Here is an 18,751-nt window from a genome sequence, read left to right as displayed (position 1 = left end):
GCTTCAACAAACTGAAAAACTGGCGCCGCTTGGCGACCCGCTACGACAAGACCGCCGAAAGCTACCGCGGCTTCGTCCTCATCGCCGCCGTCCGACTATGGATGAGGGTATTTGTCAACAGGACCTAAGAAGATCGGCGGCAGCGGCCGAAAACTTTTCGTCATGAAGGCGGCTCTCAAGATTACTCAATGTTGCCGAGGCTGCCCATGGAAATTCGCGCCGCGCGTCGGCCTCTGTTTCTTCCCGCATTCGCCTATGAGCGATTTCGGCGGCTTTTGCCTGTGCTTCTTCATTCAATGGTGATTCGTGGTAATTAAGCTGTCGAATACTCTCGGCTGCAAGTAACTGGCTGTAGCGACGCTGCATAACTTCTGAGGAAGCCATCGTATAAGGAAGCGATGCGACTGTTGCGGCCCGAAGGAGATTTCCGATAAGTGCCAGACCCGCCGGGCGGAACTGGCAATCGGGCTCCAGCAATGCTTCGACGCTTAGAAAAAAATCCCCAGGAATCTCAAAAAATAGCCGCGCGATGACATCGGCCCAGCGGGAACGCCGTTCTTCGACGCTTAGTCCATCGTCGCCCACTTGCCCTGCTCCTCCCCGCGACAAGCGCCCATGTTACCGGGCTCTTCCACCTAGGCAGTTTTGTCAATCCTCTTTACCAGCTTAGCCCGGCTCCTTCGTCACGTTAGGGTATACCCTGAGGTTACACGCCTCGGCCCTCGAAGGATGCGTAACATAAGGTTGACCTCTAGTTCTGTGACATGTAACACAGCTGCATACACCCTAATGTTACATCCCAGGACAAGCAGCCATGACGAAGTTCGGATATGCCCGCGTCTCCACGACCGACCAGGATACGAGCATCCAACTCCATGCCCTTGAGGCGGCTGGGTGCGAGGACGTGCGGCAGGAGAAAGTCAGCGGGACCAAGCTGGAGGGCCGCGCGGAGTTGAAGCGACTCATGGGCTTCCTGCGCAAGGGCGATGAGTTAGTGGTCACCCGCGTTGATCGCCTCGCGCGCTCCATTGGCGACTTGCAGGACATCGTGCGCGAGTTGAAAGCCAAGGGGGTGACGTTGAAGGCGACCGAACAGCCAATTGATACCGGAACGGCCGCTGGGAAAGCCTTCCTCGACATGCTCGGGGTGTTCGCGGAATTCGAGACGAACCTTCGCAAGGAGCGCCAGCTTGAGGGCATCTCCAAGGCCAAGGCGGAAGGGAAGTACAACGGGCGTCCTGCGAGCATCGACGCGGAGAAGGTGCGTGAACACCAAGCCAAAGGCCTTGGACCAAGCGAGATCGCGAAGGCCATGAACATAAGTCGGATGAGCGTGTATCGGGCGCTTGGGAAGCGCGGCTCAGGTCGCCCGTCGGTGTTCGGTTAGGGCTTGGGCGCGTCGGGTGTCTGCAAGGACACGTCGCCTCCGTAGGCCTCGTTCTCGAAGGCCTTGCCCACTTCGATCTCCGTACCGCTGTCGTCCTTCGGATCGACAAGCTTCTGCTTCCAGCGCGTCCAATGAACGAGTTCGTGCAGGACCGTCGATTCCCAAACGATAGCCACGTTGCCCTGTTCATATTTGTTGGCGACCTTGCCATGAATGAAGCACATCACATGCTCGGCGTCGTCGCCCGTGGTGCGGCCATTGGCGCGGCGAACCTTGGCGCTGTTGATCTGAACCATCGGCCCCTTGCCCCACGTGCACGCCGTGGTGGCCCATACCTCGTTGCCGCACCATTTAACGAAAGCGGCCCATACTTTGGGCTTATCCTTCTTAAGCTTCTGTGGGTTCATTGAATTCTTGAGATAATTGCCGCAGTTGGGAAACTTGCTAGCGTGATCCTTCGACGACGCTGTCGGACCCGCGTCGCCGCTGTCGAATTGTTCAAATTGCATTGCTCGCCTCCGAAAATAATTCGATCCCCTGGTGCCGGTTTGTGGGACCCTATCAGCGGACGTTCCGGTGAATGTGCCGCCGCGCACGCTACCGGTTGGTCGCGTCGATCGACAGTCCGTTGGCACGATTTGCAATGAGCAACTAATTGAAGTTGCTGCCATTTCCGACGTTTATTGGGACGCGGGTGGCACGCGCCGCCTCGTAACCAATTGAATTTACTGACTGCGACAGAATGTTTAGTAGTATTGCGCCTTGCACCGGCGCTTTTTATGGGATAGAAGCGGTGCAAATGGGGAAGTTGTGCCGGCAAGTTCGATTTTGAGCTTGACGGCTATTTGCGTTTGTGGCTTCTAGCCCATACCGGGGGCGTAGCGGTTCCCGGAGCCGGACATAACCGGGGGCCAAGCCGCGCAAGCGGCCCTAGAGGCGAACAAGCCGCGCAAGCGGCACGGGAGGCGCGCAAGCGGCCCCGTTGGCGCGATGGCGCAAAGCGGTCCTTGGGTTCTTTCCCAAGCTGACGAGACAAAGCAACGTCGAAACCGCAGGAGGCCCCAACGCAGACCTTCACCCTGATTACTCGCGAGGCGATGGCCGCTAAAGAAGCAGCGCGCAAAATCGCCGCGCCACGGCCGCAACATCCGCACGATCAGCACTATTCCTCCTATCCCCCAGGAACTTCCAAGCAAGAGCAACGGGCGATCCGTTCCAGCCGCAAAGAAACCTCCGAAGCTGGTGAGCGGCACCTCCATAAGCAGTCCAGGGCGTGGCGTTTCGAGCGCCGCCTTCCCGCCACTAAGCAAGTCTCCCGCTAACCCTCTTAGACATTCGCGACATCGGCAAAGCACTTGGCGCAAGCGCTGCCTCTGAGGCCGCTTTTGTTCGACTATCTGCGAGCGCGCAACAAACAAACAAACACGAAGGAGAGGTGGCCCGCTGGCCAAGATGGCCCTCAACGTGTGGTCCCGCGTGGGCATGGCGGGCATAACTCCCGAGGTCATAGGACCCTTTCTAACCACGGGGCAGCGCTTAGGGCTCCCCCCTAAGGATGAGGACGGGCAAGGCTTCGGGCAAGCCGCCAGATCGTCGGGGCTAACCCTCAACGCGATCACCAGCATCCCCGTGGTGGACATGGCGGGCGCGATCTTTGACGCCCTCCAGACGGGCATCGAGAGCATCAGGGACGGGTGGTCGGGGACCCGATCCGAGGCGAAGCGCGCCATAGGGCTCATCCCATTGCGGAACGCCATGGGTATCTTACAGGCCATCAACGCGATGGTGGATCACCTCCCCAACAAGAAGCAAAGCGGGCGCTGAGAGCCCACTTCCATCAACAGAAACAATGAAAGGAAATATGCACTTGGACACTTCGACGTTAACCGCAGCGAACGACTCCTACGAAGAAATTGCTTACATTGCTCATTCAACGACAAAAGCGCCCGCCGTAGCGGCACTAAGCGTGCTGTTCGTGGACCGCAGGAAGAACGCCATCGCGTTCCAGCCACCATGCGAATGCAATACGGATGCGGATGTTACAGGCCCAAGGGCGGCCATTTTGGCTACCATCATGGCTTTACGGCTGGCCTCCGATCGCGGCTTAACACGCTTGCGGATTGTCGTTGAGGAGAGTTGGTTCCTCAATAACGTCACTGACTTTGCGTCATTCATAGCAAGCGGCGGCCGTTCGGGTGCAAAGAGCGCATCAAGCAAACCCGCCTCCAATTTCGACCTTTGGCTGGATTTAGCTGCGGAGACTGTGCGCTTCGGCGGCTATGACAAAATCGTGTGGAGCAAAGCGTGCAACACAGCGGACAACCGGTTCCGCCAATGCGCCAAGGACGCGGCCACGGATGCTCGGCTTAATGCGTTGGGCGCTCCTCCCGTCGCCGCCTAAGGAACCCCGGCTGACCCTCTTGTAGGCTGCTAGACGGAGGCCTCAGGGACAGGGAGTCGGCGGGACATCAAACTCCCCCGCTTCTTGCCCTGGGGCTACCCATACCCCGCTTGTCGGCCCTCCCGCGCTCCTTCACGACCAATTTGTCCGCGATACCGCGTTTTTGTGAGGCAGGGACAGGGCAGCCCAAGCCGGTAATTATACCTAATATTTGTGTGGATTAACGAGAGGAGATCGCATTGAGGCGCACGCCTCCGACAGCGCCAAAAGCCCTCAAACGCCGCGCCGACGCCATCCGCAAGGCCGCCACCATCGACCCCGCCTATGCCAATGAGACGTGCTGGGTGCTCGGCTGCAAGCGTCCCCCGCTGGCCGCCACAACGGAAGGCATGGGGAAATACTGCCGCAGCCATCGCCATCACCTCCGCCGCCACGGCCATACTACAATCGGTAGTTATACCGCACGACACCTCACCCCTTACCGCCGCGCCGCCTTCGAATGGATCGTCAAGAACGCCTCCGAGCTTTTCGTCAAGACTGCCTTGGCGCGGATCGAAGGGCTTCTCGATAGTGCGGGGCCGGTTGTCGAAGCCCATGACATCCGAACGCTCTCCCCCGCCGTAAAGGCCCGCGCCGTGTTCGCTCGGATCAAGAGGCGGAAGATCGACCCGAAGGTGTTGCTTGGGGCATCCTTGGGAGTCGAAGCCGCCTTTGCCGATGAAGCCGACCCGCCCCATACAAGCGGCCCCGACAAGTTCCGGGAGTATCCGCGCGTGCAAATGGGCAAGGTGCTCAATACGCTCGGCGGCGGCATCACGAAGCGCTGGGAGCGGTCCTCGGCCCCCGACAAACCTTTCAGGATCGAAGCCTTTCAGCCGTCCCACGGGCTCGTCTTGCGGCGGCTCGGGGAAGCGCTTGAGGAAGCCTCCGAACTCGTCACGCAACATCACCTTTCCGGGGTGTTTGAGATGAAGCGCGCGCTGGAGGCCATGACGACCAAGACGGGGAAGCCGAAGACAAGCTGGAAGGAGCGCCCCTACCCACCCGAATTCGTCATCCAGGGCCGACATGCAACTGTGATCAAGGTTGACGACGGGCCGCCCAATCCGTTGCGCAAGCCGAAGTCTGTTGAGGTAAAAGAAACACCGGCGGGAGAGAAACTTGTCATCCACAGATATTGACGCAGCGGGACTGCCTCACGAAGCCCTGGCGAGTCCCTTGGCCGCCGTCTCGTCGGAGAGCATGGAGGATAGCCTAGCGGCCCACGAAGGCGCTCGGAAGAGTCCGCAGGGGCCTACAGAATCGCTCTGGTTCGATCCTTGGCTTGTTGCCGTTGGTCCTGCACTGCGGCAGCTTGTAGACGACATCGCGGCGATCATCGAAGCCAACGGGCGGCCCCGAGGAAACCGCCGCTCGGCCAAGGAAAGGGCGGGCTTCATGTCGGCCGTGGAGGCGCTCGTTTGCAACCTTGTGCGGGACGGCGCGGGGGAATGCGGCCTTCTTATCATCCTCGGGTGGAACAACTGGAGCGGGAGCCGCTACAGCCCGCCGCATTTTGGGCCGAAGACGCTGAAGGCGGTCCTTGACGTTGCCGAGGGAGAGTTCCTGAGGCTGGGTTTGGGGCGCTTGCCGACAAATGGCGAGTGGAGAGGGACGGCCTCCCGCATCACGCCAACGTCCAACTTCGCAAACGAAGCCCGCCTCAAAGGCATCTCAAACGCGGACCTCGGACGCGATGACAGAGAGGAGATGATTATCCTGTCCCGCAACGCCTCAGCCCTCGACTGGGTGAACGGCGCGGCGCAGAAGGCCGTATCTCGCGAACGCCTCGATTATATTGACACCCCCGAGACGAACAAATGGCGGGAGGAGTTGCGCGAGATGAATGCCGTCCTTGCTGGGGCGGACCTTGCCTTCGAGGATGACGGGCGCGGCCACGTGCGCGTGTCGGACAGACGCCTTCGCCGCTACTTCTCCTTGCCTTCAGGCTGCCCTCTCCCGCGCCGTGGCGTGCCTCATATGGGCGGACGGCTGTTTGGGGCGTTCTGGAGCAACCTCGACAAGGAACGCCGCGCGGCAAGCCTACGGATCGACGGCGAGTGCATCGCGGAGGTGGACGCCAACGCCCTTTTCACGCGGCTGGCTTATGCAAGCGCGGGGCGTCAACTCGACGACGCCGACCCCTACGACCAAACCGCCGAACTCCTCGCAGCGAAAGGCTTCAGCGTCCAACGCGGCGCGATCAAGAAAGCCGTCAACGCCCTGTTCTTTGGATTAAACGGGCGGCGTTGGCCGGGGGAGATCGAAACGGCGATGCCTCACGGCCTGACCGTGGCGACCCTCCGCGCGGCCGTGCTGGAAACCTTGCCGGACCTCGCTCCGTTCATCGCCCTTGGAACGAATGCTGGCTACGGCTTCATGTTCACCGAGAGCGAAATCATTCTGGACGCCATGAAGGAGCTGACCGGGCAAGGCGTCGTCGCGCTGCCCCTCCACGATGCGCTGCTTTGCGCCGAATCGAAGTCCGGGGCAGTTCAAGAAGCGTTCGCTGCGGCGGCTTTGAAGGTCACGGGCGTCAGGATCAAAATAGGCGTTAAGTGATTGGCGCTAAAGGGCGAAAGCGAGTTGGTTGCTGTTAAGGACATCCCTCTAGACCTCTCTTAACTGGTTTACATAGCCCGCCTTGAGGTGATGGAGTTGGAGGAAAAAGATAATAGAGAACAACCCCCGGCCTCCGTATCCTTTGAGGCTGCCTCTCATGGCCGCCCTGATAGTGAGAATGCGCTGGCGGGTTTATCCAACTGCCACTCCAGCCACAATACCATCCGACAAGGCGGCCTTGCGCTCACCCCGACATTGACACTTCGCGCTGCCCTCGTTTTGCCCAGGCCTCCGGCGTACATTACGCGTTCCGTCAGATTTCCTTTTGCTCACTTGGGCATCGGGTATGTTAGAGCGCGCGGGGCGAGCGACCAACGGGTGTCCTTGAAACCGCGACGGCGCGGCCCACTAATTACGTGACTTTCTGATCCGCTGGCACCACCCGATTGTCGGCCTGTTTCGCATTCGGGATGGTGAACGTGATGGTGCGTTGGGCGGTGCCGATTTGGAGAAACTCGGTCCCAAGCCCGACAATTTCGAAGCGCCCATTCTCGGCGTCTCTGGTGTTCGTCGCGATGTCCGCGCCGTCCGGGTTGAAGTTGTACATGTCCTCGGCGTGCAGGGTCATCGTAATGGCCACGGTGCGGAGCTTGCCGGGCGCGCTGTCTATGATCGCGTCGGCCGATATCCACAGCGCGTGGCCGCCGATTGCTTTCTGCCAGTTCTCATCGGCCGGATATGGATAGCGAAAGTCCGGCGTCGCTCGCCCCACCGTCACTGCGGAGCTTGTCACCTGCAACAACGTCCGCGCCGCTGATGTCAAGGGCTTCGGGAACTGGCTGTCGAAGATATCGAGAACGCCCGTGCGCGTATCGTCTATCGCCGATTTTAACACCGTTTTGCCGTTGGCGTCGTCCTTTACGAAGCCTTCGTAGCGAACGGTAAGCTGGGTGCCGTTGTTGTCCACCAGGAAATGCTTGTAGGCATCGGTGGCGTCCTTCAATTCGGGCTTGTTCTGGATTGTGAGCCCAAGGAGGAACTTCCACACGTCCTTTCGCGCGCGGTCCGTATCGGTCGGGGATTGTCGCTTCGATGGATCGATGTTGCCTTTGCCGTCATCCAGGAAGCCGTGGTCATGTTTGATGCTCGGCCTTCTTGGCTGTCCAGACGCGAACACGGCGGCTCCGGCAAGCGCCGGGGAGCCAAAGATCGGTATGGAAAATGCGAGCAAGAGAGGCGAGCGCTGCGGCCGTGGGGAGGCAGGTGCGGCTCCTTCCTCGTCTTCGACCTTTTGCGGGGGCACCGGAAAGAATCCATCGAGCGGTACGACCGGCGTAATCGACTCGGCGAGATACAACACCACTCTGCGGTTTTGCGCGCGCTGCGCCTCATTGATCGGATGCGTCACCACCCGCTGAGTCGCCCCGACCCCCGCCGTACGCACCGCAGCCTCTTTGACCTGGAGCGGCATCAACCCCGCACCGGTGCGGCTTTGCAAAGAACTGAGCAACGCTTCACGCACGCATTCCGCCCGCTCGATGCTGATTTCCTGCTCGAACGCCACGCCACGTGAAAGGTCCTGGTCCGCATGGCCGACGATCAAAACGCCGATGATCGGGTGGCGTCCCGCGCGATAGCTCGTCACGATCGCGTCAGCGACGGCGTCGATTTTGGCGCTTTCGCTCGCGGGCAAGTCCGACACGTGCGTCTTATACTGCGTAAACCCGCTGACTGTGACCGGAGCGATGGTGGTCTGGTCGGGAAGAGCCCGGAACATCGCGTCTAATTCGAATGCAGACAAATACCTCGGCCACCTCATCGGATGCTCCTAGCTCGGCCATCCGCTCCACCCTAGAAATGGGCAGACGATTTGTCCGTGTCGGGTGGCACTTTGTCCCCGCCTGGGGTTCGCGGCAAGCTTGGGCGGACTCCGCGCGTGATCCGAGGCTGTCCACCTACGACCGACCGATCTTACCCAGCCTGAAGCGGAACGGGAAGCACTCGCTCACCTCTTTGGCAGAGAGGGTCTCAGGGTCTCTCTCTGGCCTTCCATAGGGCAGCCTCGTTCGAGCGGCAGGAGTGACCCGTTCGACGAACCGTTCTACCATCGAGATCGATGACAATTTATTCACCGCGCTGTCGCTTACAAGATTAAGCCTGAAGAGGCCTGGAGGCATTCGCTGAGAAAGCCTTTGGAATCATGCATTTTGGAGTGAAAAAAAGATGGCGGACGCTGGTTTTGAGATGCGCATGAGGATTCTCCACGAGGCAGTCGATAGGCATCTCATACAGCCATTGCGAATCCATGGCTGGGAGACTTGCACCGCTCCCGCAAGTGAAGAAGGTGAATACATCGTTGTGACCGCTCAGAAGAATGGCTATTCGCGCTCGATTGCTGTCCTTTACACCTCGGCTATGGAGAACCGACACTACCGCGCACTCGATTTAAGCGTTGACCACATTTTCACGAATGGTGCCTTGAATAATGTCGGAAGTTATGCCTACGGAATCTCGACGCCCGTTGCTTCCATCGATCAGTTTCCAGGCACACTCATTGAGTGGAATAAGGCCCTTGCGCCCACGGCAGACTCGTCCATACCGCCATATCGGGCGCGGGCAATAAGGCAAATCACGGCAGAAAGCCCGCTAGACGCGATTTGGGCACGGCTAGAGCAGTTCGCTAGTGTTCGGTTAGCGGAAAAGCTGATAGAGCGCCGCATGGCGGAAGGAGGTGTGCCCCGCACTCCCACCCCGTTGTCGAAGAAGGCAGAAGGGCTCGCCTTCGCGATCCGAAATGGAGCGGATTATTTTCGGTCAGGAACTAACGAAAGCCTGAGCCGAAGAATTCTCAGCCTCTACTACGGTGCTCTCGCGCTTGCATCCGCCGATATGTTGGCTTCGCCGGACGGATCGGCCAACTTAGACGACGTCGAAGGTTTCACGAAGTTTGGTCATGGGCTTTACACAGTACCTCCTATTACGCATGACTTTGGTGGACTTAGCGTAGGCGTGCTCGCTTCGGGATTTTATCCCCGCTGGGCAGCATTCCTTGGTCATAATATCAGCGCCTATCCGACCAAGAAAGCTAAAAATCAGAGCGACCTACACGATCTGCCTACCCACACCCACGCGTCTCTGGGCGAACTGTTGTCCGCGATCCCGGAGTTGGGTGACCTGTACCTAGAAGTATTCGACAGCGCGCCTTCATGGGTTTCGCCCCACTACGACGTCGAGGCAAACAGCACGTCTGTATTATTTGGGCGCACAGAACGCGTTGGGAGTACCTACGTCGATCTAGTTGATGTGTCGGGGCGCGTCTCAGGATCGCGTCTCGAAGCCGCCGGTTGGCCGGTTGCAGAGCTTACCGAAATTGCCACCGAGAGTGGCGGCCGCTCCTTTCGCGTACGCGTCGATCACGATGGACATGAATACTGGGACGGAGCGCTGCCGCTTCATCGCAGTGCATTCCTGCCTTCCGGAACTCTAATCCTTCCCGTGCTTGCTGGCGCATCTGAATACCGAACGCTCGCACTGGTAGTCTTATATGCGCTCTCGATTGTGGTGCGGTATTTACCCAGTTTATGGCGTCGCGTTGAGGGCGGCGACTGGGACCACTACTTAGTACTCATACGGACAGCCATCGGCGTTTTCGAGCGTGTGTTGCCTGAAGAATTTCTTGAGGCGATCATTGGCGAGCGCGTACTCGCGCACCAGAGATAAGGTCTTAAGCCTCACCCCTTAGGTGCCCCAGATCGAGGCCCGGATAGGCGACCTTGGAAATCTCCTCAAGCAAGAACGAAGCGCGCACCTTGCCGCCGTAGCCGTCATCCGTCTTGCCTCCCTCCCAGCCGCCCAAGAGCAGGACAGAGTTGCGGCCAAGGCGGGCTTCCGTCATGGCGTCCCTGTAGCAGTGGCGGAAGCTATGGAAACTCGTGCGGCTCGTCTTCGCGTTGCGGCTTGCCAGAAACCGGGAAAACCACTTCGAGAAGGCGTCGGAGAAATAGCCCTCGCCGCTCGCGGACAACTCGGGGAACAGCCGCTCCGCCCGCGCCGCCCTCTTCTTCTCCGCGAATTTCAAGAAGCCGATCCGAATCAGTTCGGGGTGGATTGGCACGAATCGTTCTCCGGCCTCCGTCTTGACGCGCTTCACCGGCGCTGGCTTTCCCCTCCCGGCTTCGCGAGGCCCGTCTGCCACCTCCTCCGAAATGAAGAGGCACGGCACGCCGTCGAGCGCCCGCACGTCCGAGGTAAGAAGCTGGCAGCATTCATTGAGCCGCATCCCCGTCCAGAGCGAGAGAAGCGGCACCCAAAAGCGGGCGCGGCGGGGATGATTGGGGCCGGGCGCGGCGTAGTTCGCTTCATCGTCCCTGCATCCGGTATAGAGCGGCGCAGAGAAGATCGCCTGAAGCTGGTCCAGCGTGAACGGCAGCCGCTTGTCCTTCGCCTTGACCTTCCCGGTTGTCCCGAGGCCCTTGGCGGGGTTGCGCTCCATATACTCCTCCGCCACCGCCCAGTTGAACACCGCCGCAAGATTCTCCAAGTAGCCGTCCACGGTGCCGGGGGCGAGGGGCGCAACGCCCTTGCGCGACGCTTCCTCGGCCGCCTCTTTGGCTGTCATCCTTGGGAAGCGCTTCGTGTAATTCGGCGGCAGCTTCAAGAGCACGTCACGAACTTGGCGGCAGTCCTCTCGCGTAATCGCCTTGACAGGCTTGTCCGCGCCGAGAAGTTCCTTCAGGACGCGATAGATAACCGCATAGCCCGCCTTTGACCTTTCCCGGATGCCCAGCCGCTTCGGGTCCGCGTCGTAGCGGTCCATCAACTCCCCAACGGTCAAACCCTGGCTGGTCGTTTGGCTGGCGGCGGCGGGCTGCGGAGGGAGAGGAACGGTGGCGGTAGCAAGCGTCCCCGGCGTTGCGGCGGTTTTCCATTCCGGGAAGCGTTCGACCTCCGCCGTATGATCCCCCTTCGCGCGCCGCAATAAGAGCCGATAAAGAGACTTGTGCTGCCGCAGCAACTCGCCGTGAAGCCTCGCGCGGCTTGCCTCATCGCAAGGGACGGGTTCGTCCTTCAGCAACCTGTCCACGGCATCTGCCACGAGTCCGCTTCTCGTGAACAGTGCGTCGGGCGCGTCCTCCCCCTCAAGCGTGCTTAAGACCGCCAGGAGGCTTTCCTGATGCTGGTCTTGCCGCTCCTCCTCCCGCAGCCTTTGGTCGTGCCATCGACCCGCCAGCGCCCTTATTTGGTGCTCGGATAGGGTGATTGGAGCGGGAGACGGCGGAGCCAGTTGCGCGTCCCACTCCGCCCGCAACGCCAGCGTGACCTTGGCGAGGGCCGCTTGGACTTCCTTGGGGTTTCGCGTGCCGAGGGAGCGGTTGAATTGCTTCGTGCCGCTATAGCTGGGGAGGTCGCGAACTTCGGCGGGAACCGAGCCCTTGACCCAAAAGATTTTGGTCTTCGGATGACGATAAGGCGTGTGCATGTAGCGCGGCAACCCGGACCCCCTTGACGGACCACCGCCAAGGCGATTAACCTAAGAAAACCCGCAGCTTATTGATTTGCAATAGTTCAATCAAGGGCTGGCGGAAGGGGTGGGATTCGAACCCACGGTGGACTTGCGCCCACGGCGGTTTTCAAGACCGCTGCCTTAAACCACTCGGCCACCCTTCCTTATCGCGGCGAGCCCCAAGACAGCGCGCGCCGCCGCGCTTGGCTCTCCTCTACACAATCGCCGGATCGATTCCAACCGCCTGCATGCGGCGGCGGCGAACATCGCTTTCCTCACGCCGCAGATTCTTTATCGCCGGGCCGAATCTTTTCGCCTGCGTCGGCCCTGTGCCGCGCCGCTGCTCGGCCGGCTGCGCAAAAGCGGCCTTAACGCTCGGGTAAGCACAATTCGAGACAATTTAGTAAGGCATCCAGCCTATTTCGGTACGCAACCATAAATGGCGGCTTCGGCCGCCGGTGATACAGATTCGACGCATATGCAGCGCCTTGCCCGCCGCGTCCGGCCCGGCTTGCGCGCATCCTCAAGAGTGGAAGGCATGAGATGCTCCGCAGAGCGCTATTGACGACGACGACGCTCGCCGTTTTCGCAGGCTCGGCGCTTGCCGCTGACCTGCCCTACGGACAGGGGACTGGCGGCTACGCGCCCGCGCCGATCTTTACCTGGACCGGCCTCTATGTCGGCGGCCAGATCGGCTATGGCTGGGCGAATAGCGCCATATCCGGCTGGGGCCCCTTTTTCGCTTTTTCGGGCGTAAGCTATAGTCCGAGCGGCATCCTCGGCGGCGCCCACGTCGGCTATAATCTTCAATTCAACCAGATCGTGCTTGGCCTCGAAGGCGATGTCGAAGGGACCGGCGTCGACAAGACCTATGGCTTCGGGCCGACGCTCTATACGACGCAAATTCCGGTGCAGGGCTCGATCCGCGCCCGGCTTGGCTTTGCGGTCGATCGCGCCTTGTTTTACGCGACGGGAGGCGCGGCCTTCGCCGGCGTCACCAACCAATACCAGTCTTATCTTGGCTATAATTCGCTGAACCGCTCGCTCGCCGGTTGGACGATCGGCGGCGGCCTTGAATATGCGCTGACAAATAATTGGTCGGTGCGGGCGGAATATCGCTATTCCGACTTCGGCACGGCGACGGATTATACATTCACGGCCGGCCCTGGCGGCAATGTCACCCGCCATCTCACCGAAAACGCCGCGCGAGTCGGATTCAGCTATAAATTCGACGGACTCTTCGCGCCCTCTTACGCGCGATAAGGGTGAAAGCGCGCGTCGGCTAATCGATCGCGCGCACCAGCGCCCAGATAAAACCCGGGTTCTCCCCGCAAATCAGCGAAGCGGCGGCGAATTCGTTGCCTACCGGCCACACTGGTGGGAATAGCGCCCCAGAATCGCCCTTTTCCCCTCGGGCGGCATTTCTGGACCCCCTGAATCCGGGTAGCTTGGGATGGCTTCGAACCCTTGAAGGAGAAAGCATGATGCTACGTCGTTTACTCTTGGCCTCGGTTGGCGCCGTCGCGCTAGCTGGAACCGCATTTGCGGCGGATCTTCCGTCGCGCGCTCCCCCGCCGGTCTATGTGCCGCCGGCTCCCATCTTCACCTGGACCGGCGTCTATATCGGCGGCCAGATCGGTTACGCCTGGGGCACCCAGAACGCCAATTTCGGCGACTCGTTCATCGGCACGCTCGGATCGGTCAGCTATGACACGAGCGGCGTCCTGGGCGGCGCGCATGTTGGCTACAATCTCCAGCTCAGCCAGTTCGTCGTCGGCCTCGAAGGCTCCGTCGACGGCTCCAGCATGAGCAAAAGCGCGTTCCTGTCCGACGAATTCGGCAACAGCCTGACCCTCAGCGCTCAGAGCAATATTCAGGGCTCGATCCGCGGCCGCGTCGGCTACGCCTGGGACCGCGTCCTGCTGTACGCCACCGGCGGCGTCGCCTTCGCCGGCGTGAAGGCCAATTTCTACGGCCCCTTCAGCTATGACAGCGCCTCCTCGACCCGCGTCGGCTGGACGGTTGGCGGCGGTCTCGAATACGCCGTCACCAACAACTGGTCGATCCGCGCCGAATATCGTTATTCGGATTTCGGACACTCGACCTTCTATCCGAGCAACTACGGTTCGGTCGTGCTGACGAGCCCCTTCATCAATCGTCACTTCAAAGAGAACCAGGTGCAGGTCGGGTTCAGCTACAAGTTTGATACCTTCGCGCCGCCGGCTCCCGTCGTCGCCAAGTATTGAAATCAGTACGAGCAGCTTCGACTTTCAAGGCGTCAATACTGATGAGGGCCCGGCGCACAATGCCGGGTCTTCTGCTTTAACAGTTTGATAACCAATTGTATCAGAATCTCACAAAAGCTTGATTGCGATGTGGCAAACGCGCCACACAAGCTGGAATACGCCGCCTCAACTGTCAATTCCCCCGCTCCGCACATTGTGCCTGCCATAAAACGAGGGTAGGTAGCGGAAGCTTCGAACCCTTAGGAGTAAGCTAAATGTTACGTCGTGTACTCTTGGCCTCGGTTGGCGCCATCGCGCTCGCTGGAACGGCTCTCGCCGCGGATCTTCCCTCGCGCGCTCCCCCGCCGGTCTATGTGCCGCCGGCTCCGATCTTCACCTGGACTGGCGTCTATATCGGTGGCCAGATCGGTTACGCCTGGGGCCAGGGCAGCGCCAATTTCGGCGACGCCAACGGCAACTTCATTGGCTTCAGCGGCAACGGCAATGGCGTCATCGGCGGCGCGCATGTCGGCTATAATCTGCAGCTGAACCAGTTCGTCGTCGGTCTCGAAGGCTCCGTCGACGGCTCCAGCATCGGAAAGAGCTCGTCGGGAACCGTCTTCCTTAACGATGGCAGCGCTGCTGGCGTTAACTTCCACTCGAACGCCAACGTCCAGGGCTCGATCCGCGGCCGCGTCGGCTATGCTTGGGATCGCGTTCTCGTTTACGCCACCGGCGGCGTCGCCTTCGCCGGCGTCAACGCCAGCCTGTCGACCCCGGTCAGCTATGACAGCGCCTCCACCACCAAGGTGGGCTGGACTGTCGGCGGCGGCGTCGAATATGCCGTCACCAACAACTGGTCGATCCGCGCCGAGTATCGCTACTCGAACTTCGGCAACGCCACGCTTTATCCGGCCAGCCTCGCCGGCTTCGACAACGGCCCCTACGTGAACCGCAAGTTCAACGTGAACCAGGTTCAGGTCGGCTTCAGCTACAAGTTCGACACCTTCGCCCCCCCGGCCCCGGTCGTCGCCAAGTACTGAGTCAAGCACTGAGATTGGGGCGCCCAGCCCCGACTTTCACAGCTTCAAGATCAGAAAGCCCGGCCGCAAGGTCGGGCTTTCCTGCATTTCGAGCCTGACCCGCGCCGCGCGGCCCGCAGTTGCAAGCCATCAGCGGGCATGGCAAGCAATTTCATGATGATCAACCCGCCCGCCTCCGAACACACCCTTGCCGCACAAACCGCCGACGCGCCTCGAATCGCTTTCGTTTCGCTCGGCTGTCCAAAGGCGCTCGTCGACAGCGAACAGATCATCAGCCGCCTCCGGGCGGAGGGCTATGAGCTGACGAAGAGCTATGACGGGGCGGCGGCGGTCATCGTCAATACCTGCGGCTTCCTCGATAGCGCCAAGGCCGAATCGCTCGAAGCGATCGGCGCGGCTCAGGCGGCGAATGGCAAGATCATCGTCACCGGCTGCATGGGCGCCGAGCCCGAAGGAATCAGCGCGCGGTTTCCCAATCTGTTTCGCATCACCGGACCGCAGGATTTCGATTCCGTGATGCAGGCCGTTCACGCCGCGGCGCCGCGTCCGCATGACGCCAAATTCGACCTCATCCCGGCGCAGGGCGTCAAGCTGACGCCGCGCCATTACGCCTATCTGAAGATTTCCGAGGGCTGCAACAATCGCTGCAGCTTCTGCATCATTCCAAAACTACGCGGCGATCTCGCCTCGCGACCCGCCGCCGACATTCTTCGCGAGGCTGAAAAACTGGTCGCCGCGGGCGTGCGCGAATTGCTTGTCATTTCGCAGGACACGAGCGCCTACGGGCTCGATCTGCGTTATTCGGAAAGCATGTTCGGCGACCGCGCGGTCAAGGCCAAATTCATCGATCTCATCCGCGAATTGGGCGCGCTCGGCGTCTGGGTGCGCCTACACTATGTCTATCCCTACCCGCATGTCGACGAAGCGATCGAACTCATGGCGCAGGGCCTTGTGCTGCCCTATCTCGACGTTCCATTCCAGCACGCGAGCAAAGAAGTGCTGCGGGCGATGAAGCGGCCCGGCGATCAGGAGAAAACCCTCGAGCGGATCCGAAAATGGCGCGCGATCTGTCCGGATCTCGCCATTCGCTCGACCTTTATCGTCGGCTTTCCCGGCGAGACGGAGGAGGATTTTGCGATTCTCCTCGATTGGCTGGAGGCGGCGAAGCTCGACCGCGTCGGCGCCTTCAAATATGAGCCGGTCGAAGGGGCCGCCGCAAATTCGCTCGGCCGTCCATTCGTGCCCGCGGAAATCCAGGACATCCGTCACCGCCGCTTCATGGAGCGGGCGCAGATCCTCAGCGCCAAGAAGCTCAAGGACAAAATCGGCAGACGGCTGCAGGTCATTGTCGACGTCGGCGGCCGCGATGCGATCGGACGCAGCAAGGCCGACGCGCCGGAGATCGACGGCAAGGTCTTCATCAATTCCCGCCGTCCGCTCCGGACAGGCGAAATCATCACGGTAAAGATCGACCGCGCCGACGCCTATGATCTGTATGGAGTTGCGGTCTGACGCGATTGACGCTCAGCGACGCCAAGGCCTGCAAGCCTGCCAAGGCTAGAGCATCAGCCCGAAAAGCTGAAGCCCTTTTGGAGCAGGCGGCACGTTGAAACAATGGGTTAGAACAAAGTTCTTCCCATTCAGATCAGCTTTGGCTCTAATTCGGCAACGCCATCTGCTTGGCCGTCGGCACCGTCTTGGCGAAATTCAGATCATAGGTCTTGTCGCGCAGCGGATCGAGCGGCGTGCCTTCCGAAACGTCGATGATGCGCGGCCGCACTAATTTTCCGTCACGCTGCGGCGCGTCGCCTGCGGTGTTCTGCGCCACGCCGCCAAGCACGGAAGCTGTCTGCGCATCCGGCGCCAGCGCCGCCTGGCGCGAGCCAAGACCGGTAGCGGGCCACGCCGGCGCCTCCGCATCGGCGTCATTGATCGGGCCGTCGAGCTCGGCTGCGGCCTGCGCGCCTTTGACGCCAATGCCCAGTTCATCAAGACCAGGGCCGACCGTCACCGGCGCGAGGACCTTTTGATCGGCGAATTTGGAGCCGCGCGATTTGGCGTCTGCGCGCCCCGCTGAACCAGGCTTCAGGGCGGCGCTGGCCCAAGGCGCATCGGCGACGAGAGCCGGGCCAATGACCCCGAAGGCGCTCTCGAACTGCGACGCAGCGCCGCCGATCTGCGCCGTAGGGGTAGACGGCCCGAGATCGCCATAGATCGAGCTCGCGCCGCCGTCCATTTCGCCGCGCTGATCGCTCTTCGGAACGCCGGGCGGCGAGGCGACGGGCGGCGCCGATTTGTCGATATCCTGGCTTGCGCCCGCCTTGTCCCTGGCGTCCTTCTCGATCTGGCGCCAGCGCTGCACATTGCGGCCATGCTGATCGAGCGTTTCGGCGAAGACATGTCCGCCCGTGCCGTCCGCGACAAAATAGAGATCCTGCGTGCGCGACGGATTGGCGACGGCCTCGAGGGCCGCGCGGCCGGGATTTGCGATGGGGCCCGGCGGAAGTCCGTCGATCGTATAGGTATTATAGGGCGTCGGCCTTTCCAGTTCGCTGCGGGTGATGCCGCGTCCGAGCGTGGCTTTGCCGCCGACGAGGCCGTAGACGATCGTCGGATCGGACTGAAGCCGCATGCGCTTGACGAGCCGGTTCATGAATACGCTCGCGACGCGCGGGCGCTCGTCGGCCTTGCCGGTTTCCTTTTCGACGATCGAGGCCAGCGTCACCATTTCATAAGGCGAGTGCAGCGGCAGATTGCTGGTGCGGCGCGCCCAGATCTGGTCGACGATTTTTTTCTGATCGTCCTGCATCTTGCGGACGAGATCGGCGCGCGACCAGCCGCGGGTTACCTTGTAGGTGTCCGGCATCAGGCTGCCTTCCTTCGGCAAATCCTTGATATCGCCGGTGAGCACGTCGCTTTCGAGCAGCCGCTCGACGATCTGCTGACTGGTCAGCCCTTCCGGGATCGTGATCGCGTGCAGGACCTGCTTGCCGCTGACCAATGTGTCCATGACCTCGCGAAGACTCGCGCCCTGCTTGAACAAATATTCGCCGGCCTTGACCTTGGACCGGTTGCCCTCGACGAGAAGCGCGACGTTCAGCAGGAATGGGCTGTCGATGATCCCGCCGCGATCGAGCTCTCCGATGATCTCAGGCAGATCCGTGCCGGGCACGATGTAGAGGACCTTGTCGGCGGTAAGCGGTCCCGGAGCCCGGACGCGCTGTTCGCTCCAGACGAGGCCGATCATGGCCGCGACCGCGGCGATCAAAAGGAACGACAGGAAGCCGCTGACCGCCGACATGATCGGACGGCGCCGGCTTGGCGGAGGCCGCGGCGGAGGCGGCGGCGCGGCTTCCGGCTGAAGCGCCTCGTTCGGACTTTGCGGGGCAACGCGCATGCCGAACCGCCCTCCCGGCCGTGGCGCGGATGGCCGCGAAGGCGAATCGCCGTGATCGTCTGGGGGCGCGCCGCTCATCAACCCAACTCGCTCAGCCTGCTTCGGTCGTCGTCATTATAGTCGGAGTCGGCCGAAGACGGGACCGCTTTTTAGCGCGGTCGTGACGCCCGCCGCTTGGCCCCGGCTTCTCTAAG

At 61.0% G+C, this 18,751-nt stretch carries 14 protein-coding genes, 1 tRNA gene and 1 pseudogene; 10 read left to right on the top strand and 6 right to left on the bottom strand.

The features are described from left to right. Nucleotides 1-128: pseudogene (locus CR492_RS18400) on the top strand (IS5 family transposase); the annotation flags it as partial. Here CR492_RS18400 and CR492_RS20590 read toward each other — a convergent pair. Beyond that, on the bottom strand, nucleotides 115-585 hold the full coding sequence (locus CR492_RS20590; protein ID WP_146030324.1) for a hypothetical protein: 471 nt from the start codon (nucleotides 583-585) through the stop codon (nucleotides 115-117). The pseudogene CR492_RS18400 and the gene CR492_RS20590 overlap by 14 nt on opposite strands. A 229-nt stretch (nucleotides 586-814) precedes the next feature. Between CR492_RS20590 and CR492_RS18395 the strand changes: the two genes are divergently transcribed. Continuing rightward, nucleotides 815-1,387, top strand: coding sequence for a recombinase family protein (locus CR492_RS18395; protein WP_102845185.1), 573 nt, complete (start codon nucleotides 815-817; stop codon nucleotides 1,385-1,387). Here the strand turns inward: CR492_RS18395 and CR492_RS18390 are convergent. Continuing rightward, nucleotides 1,384-1,896, bottom strand: a complete 513-nt coding sequence (locus tag CR492_RS18390; RefSeq protein ID WP_180982614.1) for a hypothetical protein — start codon at nucleotides 1,894-1,896, stop codon at nucleotides 1,384-1,386. The two genes, CR492_RS18395 and CR492_RS18390, sit on opposite strands and share 4 nt — an antisense overlap. Before the next feature lie 1,358 nt (nucleotides 1,897-3,254). On the opposite strand from CR492_RS18390, the gene CR492_RS18380 reads away from it, so the two are divergent. The 3 genes from CR492_RS18380 to CR492_RS18370 all read left to right on the top strand — a co-directional run bounded on the left by CR492_RS18380 (nucleotide 3,255) and on the right by CR492_RS18370 (nucleotide 6,389). Then, nucleotides 3,255-3,788, top strand: coding sequence for a hypothetical protein (locus CR492_RS18380; protein ID WP_146030323.1), 534 nt, complete (start codon nucleotides 3,255-3,257; stop codon nucleotides 3,786-3,788). A 239-nt stretch (nucleotides 3,789-4,027) separates the two neighbouring features. Continuing rightward, nucleotides 4,028-4,969, top strand: coding sequence for a hypothetical protein (locus tag CR492_RS18375; protein WP_102845181.1), 942 nt, complete (start codon nucleotides 4,028-4,030; stop codon nucleotides 4,967-4,969). 256 nt (nucleotides 4,970-5,225) lie between these two features. Beyond that, the gene (locus CR492_RS18370) at nucleotides 5,226-6,389 is read left to right on the top strand and encodes a hypothetical protein (protein ID WP_146030322.1); all 1,164 of its coding nucleotides are present in this window, start codon (nucleotides 5,226-5,228) and stop codon (nucleotides 6,387-6,389) included. Between the two features lie 412 nt (nucleotides 6,390-6,801). On the opposite strand, the gene CR492_RS18365 is transcribed toward CR492_RS18370, so the two are convergent. Next, nucleotides 6,802-8,190: an OmpA family protein gene (locus tag CR492_RS18365; protein ID WP_180982613.1), complete on the bottom strand. Its 1,389-nt coding sequence runs from the start codon at nucleotides 8,188-8,190 to the stop codon at nucleotides 6,802-6,804. Nucleotides 8,191-8,612: 422 nt separating this feature from the next. Here CR492_RS18365 and CR492_RS18360 point away from each other — a divergent pair, with 422 nt between their 5' ends. After that, a complete protein-coding gene (locus tag CR492_RS18360) occupies nucleotides 8,613-10,109 on the top strand; it encodes a YaaC family protein (protein WP_102845178.1) in 1,497 nt (498 codons plus the stop codon). A 4-nt stretch (nucleotides 10,110-10,113) separates the two neighbouring features. Here the strand turns inward: CR492_RS18360 and CR492_RS18355 are convergent, their stop codons facing one another. Beyond that, a complete protein-coding gene (locus CR492_RS18355; RefSeq protein WP_146030321.1) occupies nucleotides 10,114-11,697 on the bottom strand; it encodes a site-specific integrase in 1,584 nt (527 codons plus the stop codon). A 269-nt stretch (nucleotides 11,698-11,966) separates the two neighbouring features. Then, nucleotides 11,967-12,056: transfer RNA gene (locus CR492_RS18350), tRNA-Ser, on the bottom strand. 379 nt (nucleotides 12,057-12,435) lie between these two features. On the opposite strand from CR492_RS18350, the gene CR492_RS18340 reads away from it, so the two are divergent. The 4 genes from CR492_RS18340 (at nucleotide 12,436) to rimO (ending at nucleotide 16,672) form a co-directional block, all read left to right on the top strand. Beyond that, nucleotides 12,436-13,155 (top strand): outer membrane protein, encoded by a 720-nt coding sequence (locus tag CR492_RS18340; protein WP_102845175.1) that lies wholly within the window; start codon nucleotides 12,436-12,438, stop codon nucleotides 13,153-13,155. 221 nt (nucleotides 13,156-13,376) lie between these two features. Continuing rightward, complete coding sequence (locus CR492_RS18335; protein ID WP_180982612.1) at nucleotides 13,377-14,138, top strand: outer membrane protein; 762 nt, start codon at nucleotides 13,377-13,379, stop codon at nucleotides 14,136-14,138. A gap of 254 nt (nucleotides 14,139-14,392) precedes the next feature. After that, nucleotides 14,393-15,160, top strand: a complete 768-nt coding sequence (locus CR492_RS18330; protein WP_102845174.1) for an outer membrane protein — start codon at nucleotides 14,393-14,395, stop codon at nucleotides 15,158-15,160. 156 nt (nucleotides 15,161-15,316) lie between these two features. Next, nucleotides 15,317-16,672, top strand: a complete 1,356-nt coding sequence (gene rimO / locus CR492_RS18325) for a 30S ribosomal protein S12 methylthiotransferase RimO (RefSeq protein WP_102845188.1) — start codon at nucleotides 15,317-15,319, stop codon at nucleotides 16,670-16,672. Nucleotides 16,673-16,817: 145 nt separating this feature from the next. Here rimO and mltG read toward each other — a convergent pair whose 3' ends face one another. Further along, the gene (gene mltG / locus CR492_RS18320; protein ID WP_102845173.1) at nucleotides 16,818-18,557 is read right to left on the bottom strand and encodes an endolytic transglycosylase MltG; all 1,740 of its coding nucleotides are present in this window, start codon (nucleotides 18,555-18,557) and stop codon (nucleotides 16,818-16,820) included. Nucleotides 18,558-18,751: the final 194 nt, after the last annotated feature.

Source organism: Methylocella silvestris, assembly GCF_002891535.1.
Taxonomy (GTDB): Bacteria; Pseudomonadota; Alphaproteobacteria; order Rhizobiales; family Beijerinckiaceae; genus Methylocapsa; species Methylocapsa silvestris_A.
Note: the sequence above shows the minus strand (reverse complement) of the source record. Positions and strands in the feature narration are given on the sequence as shown.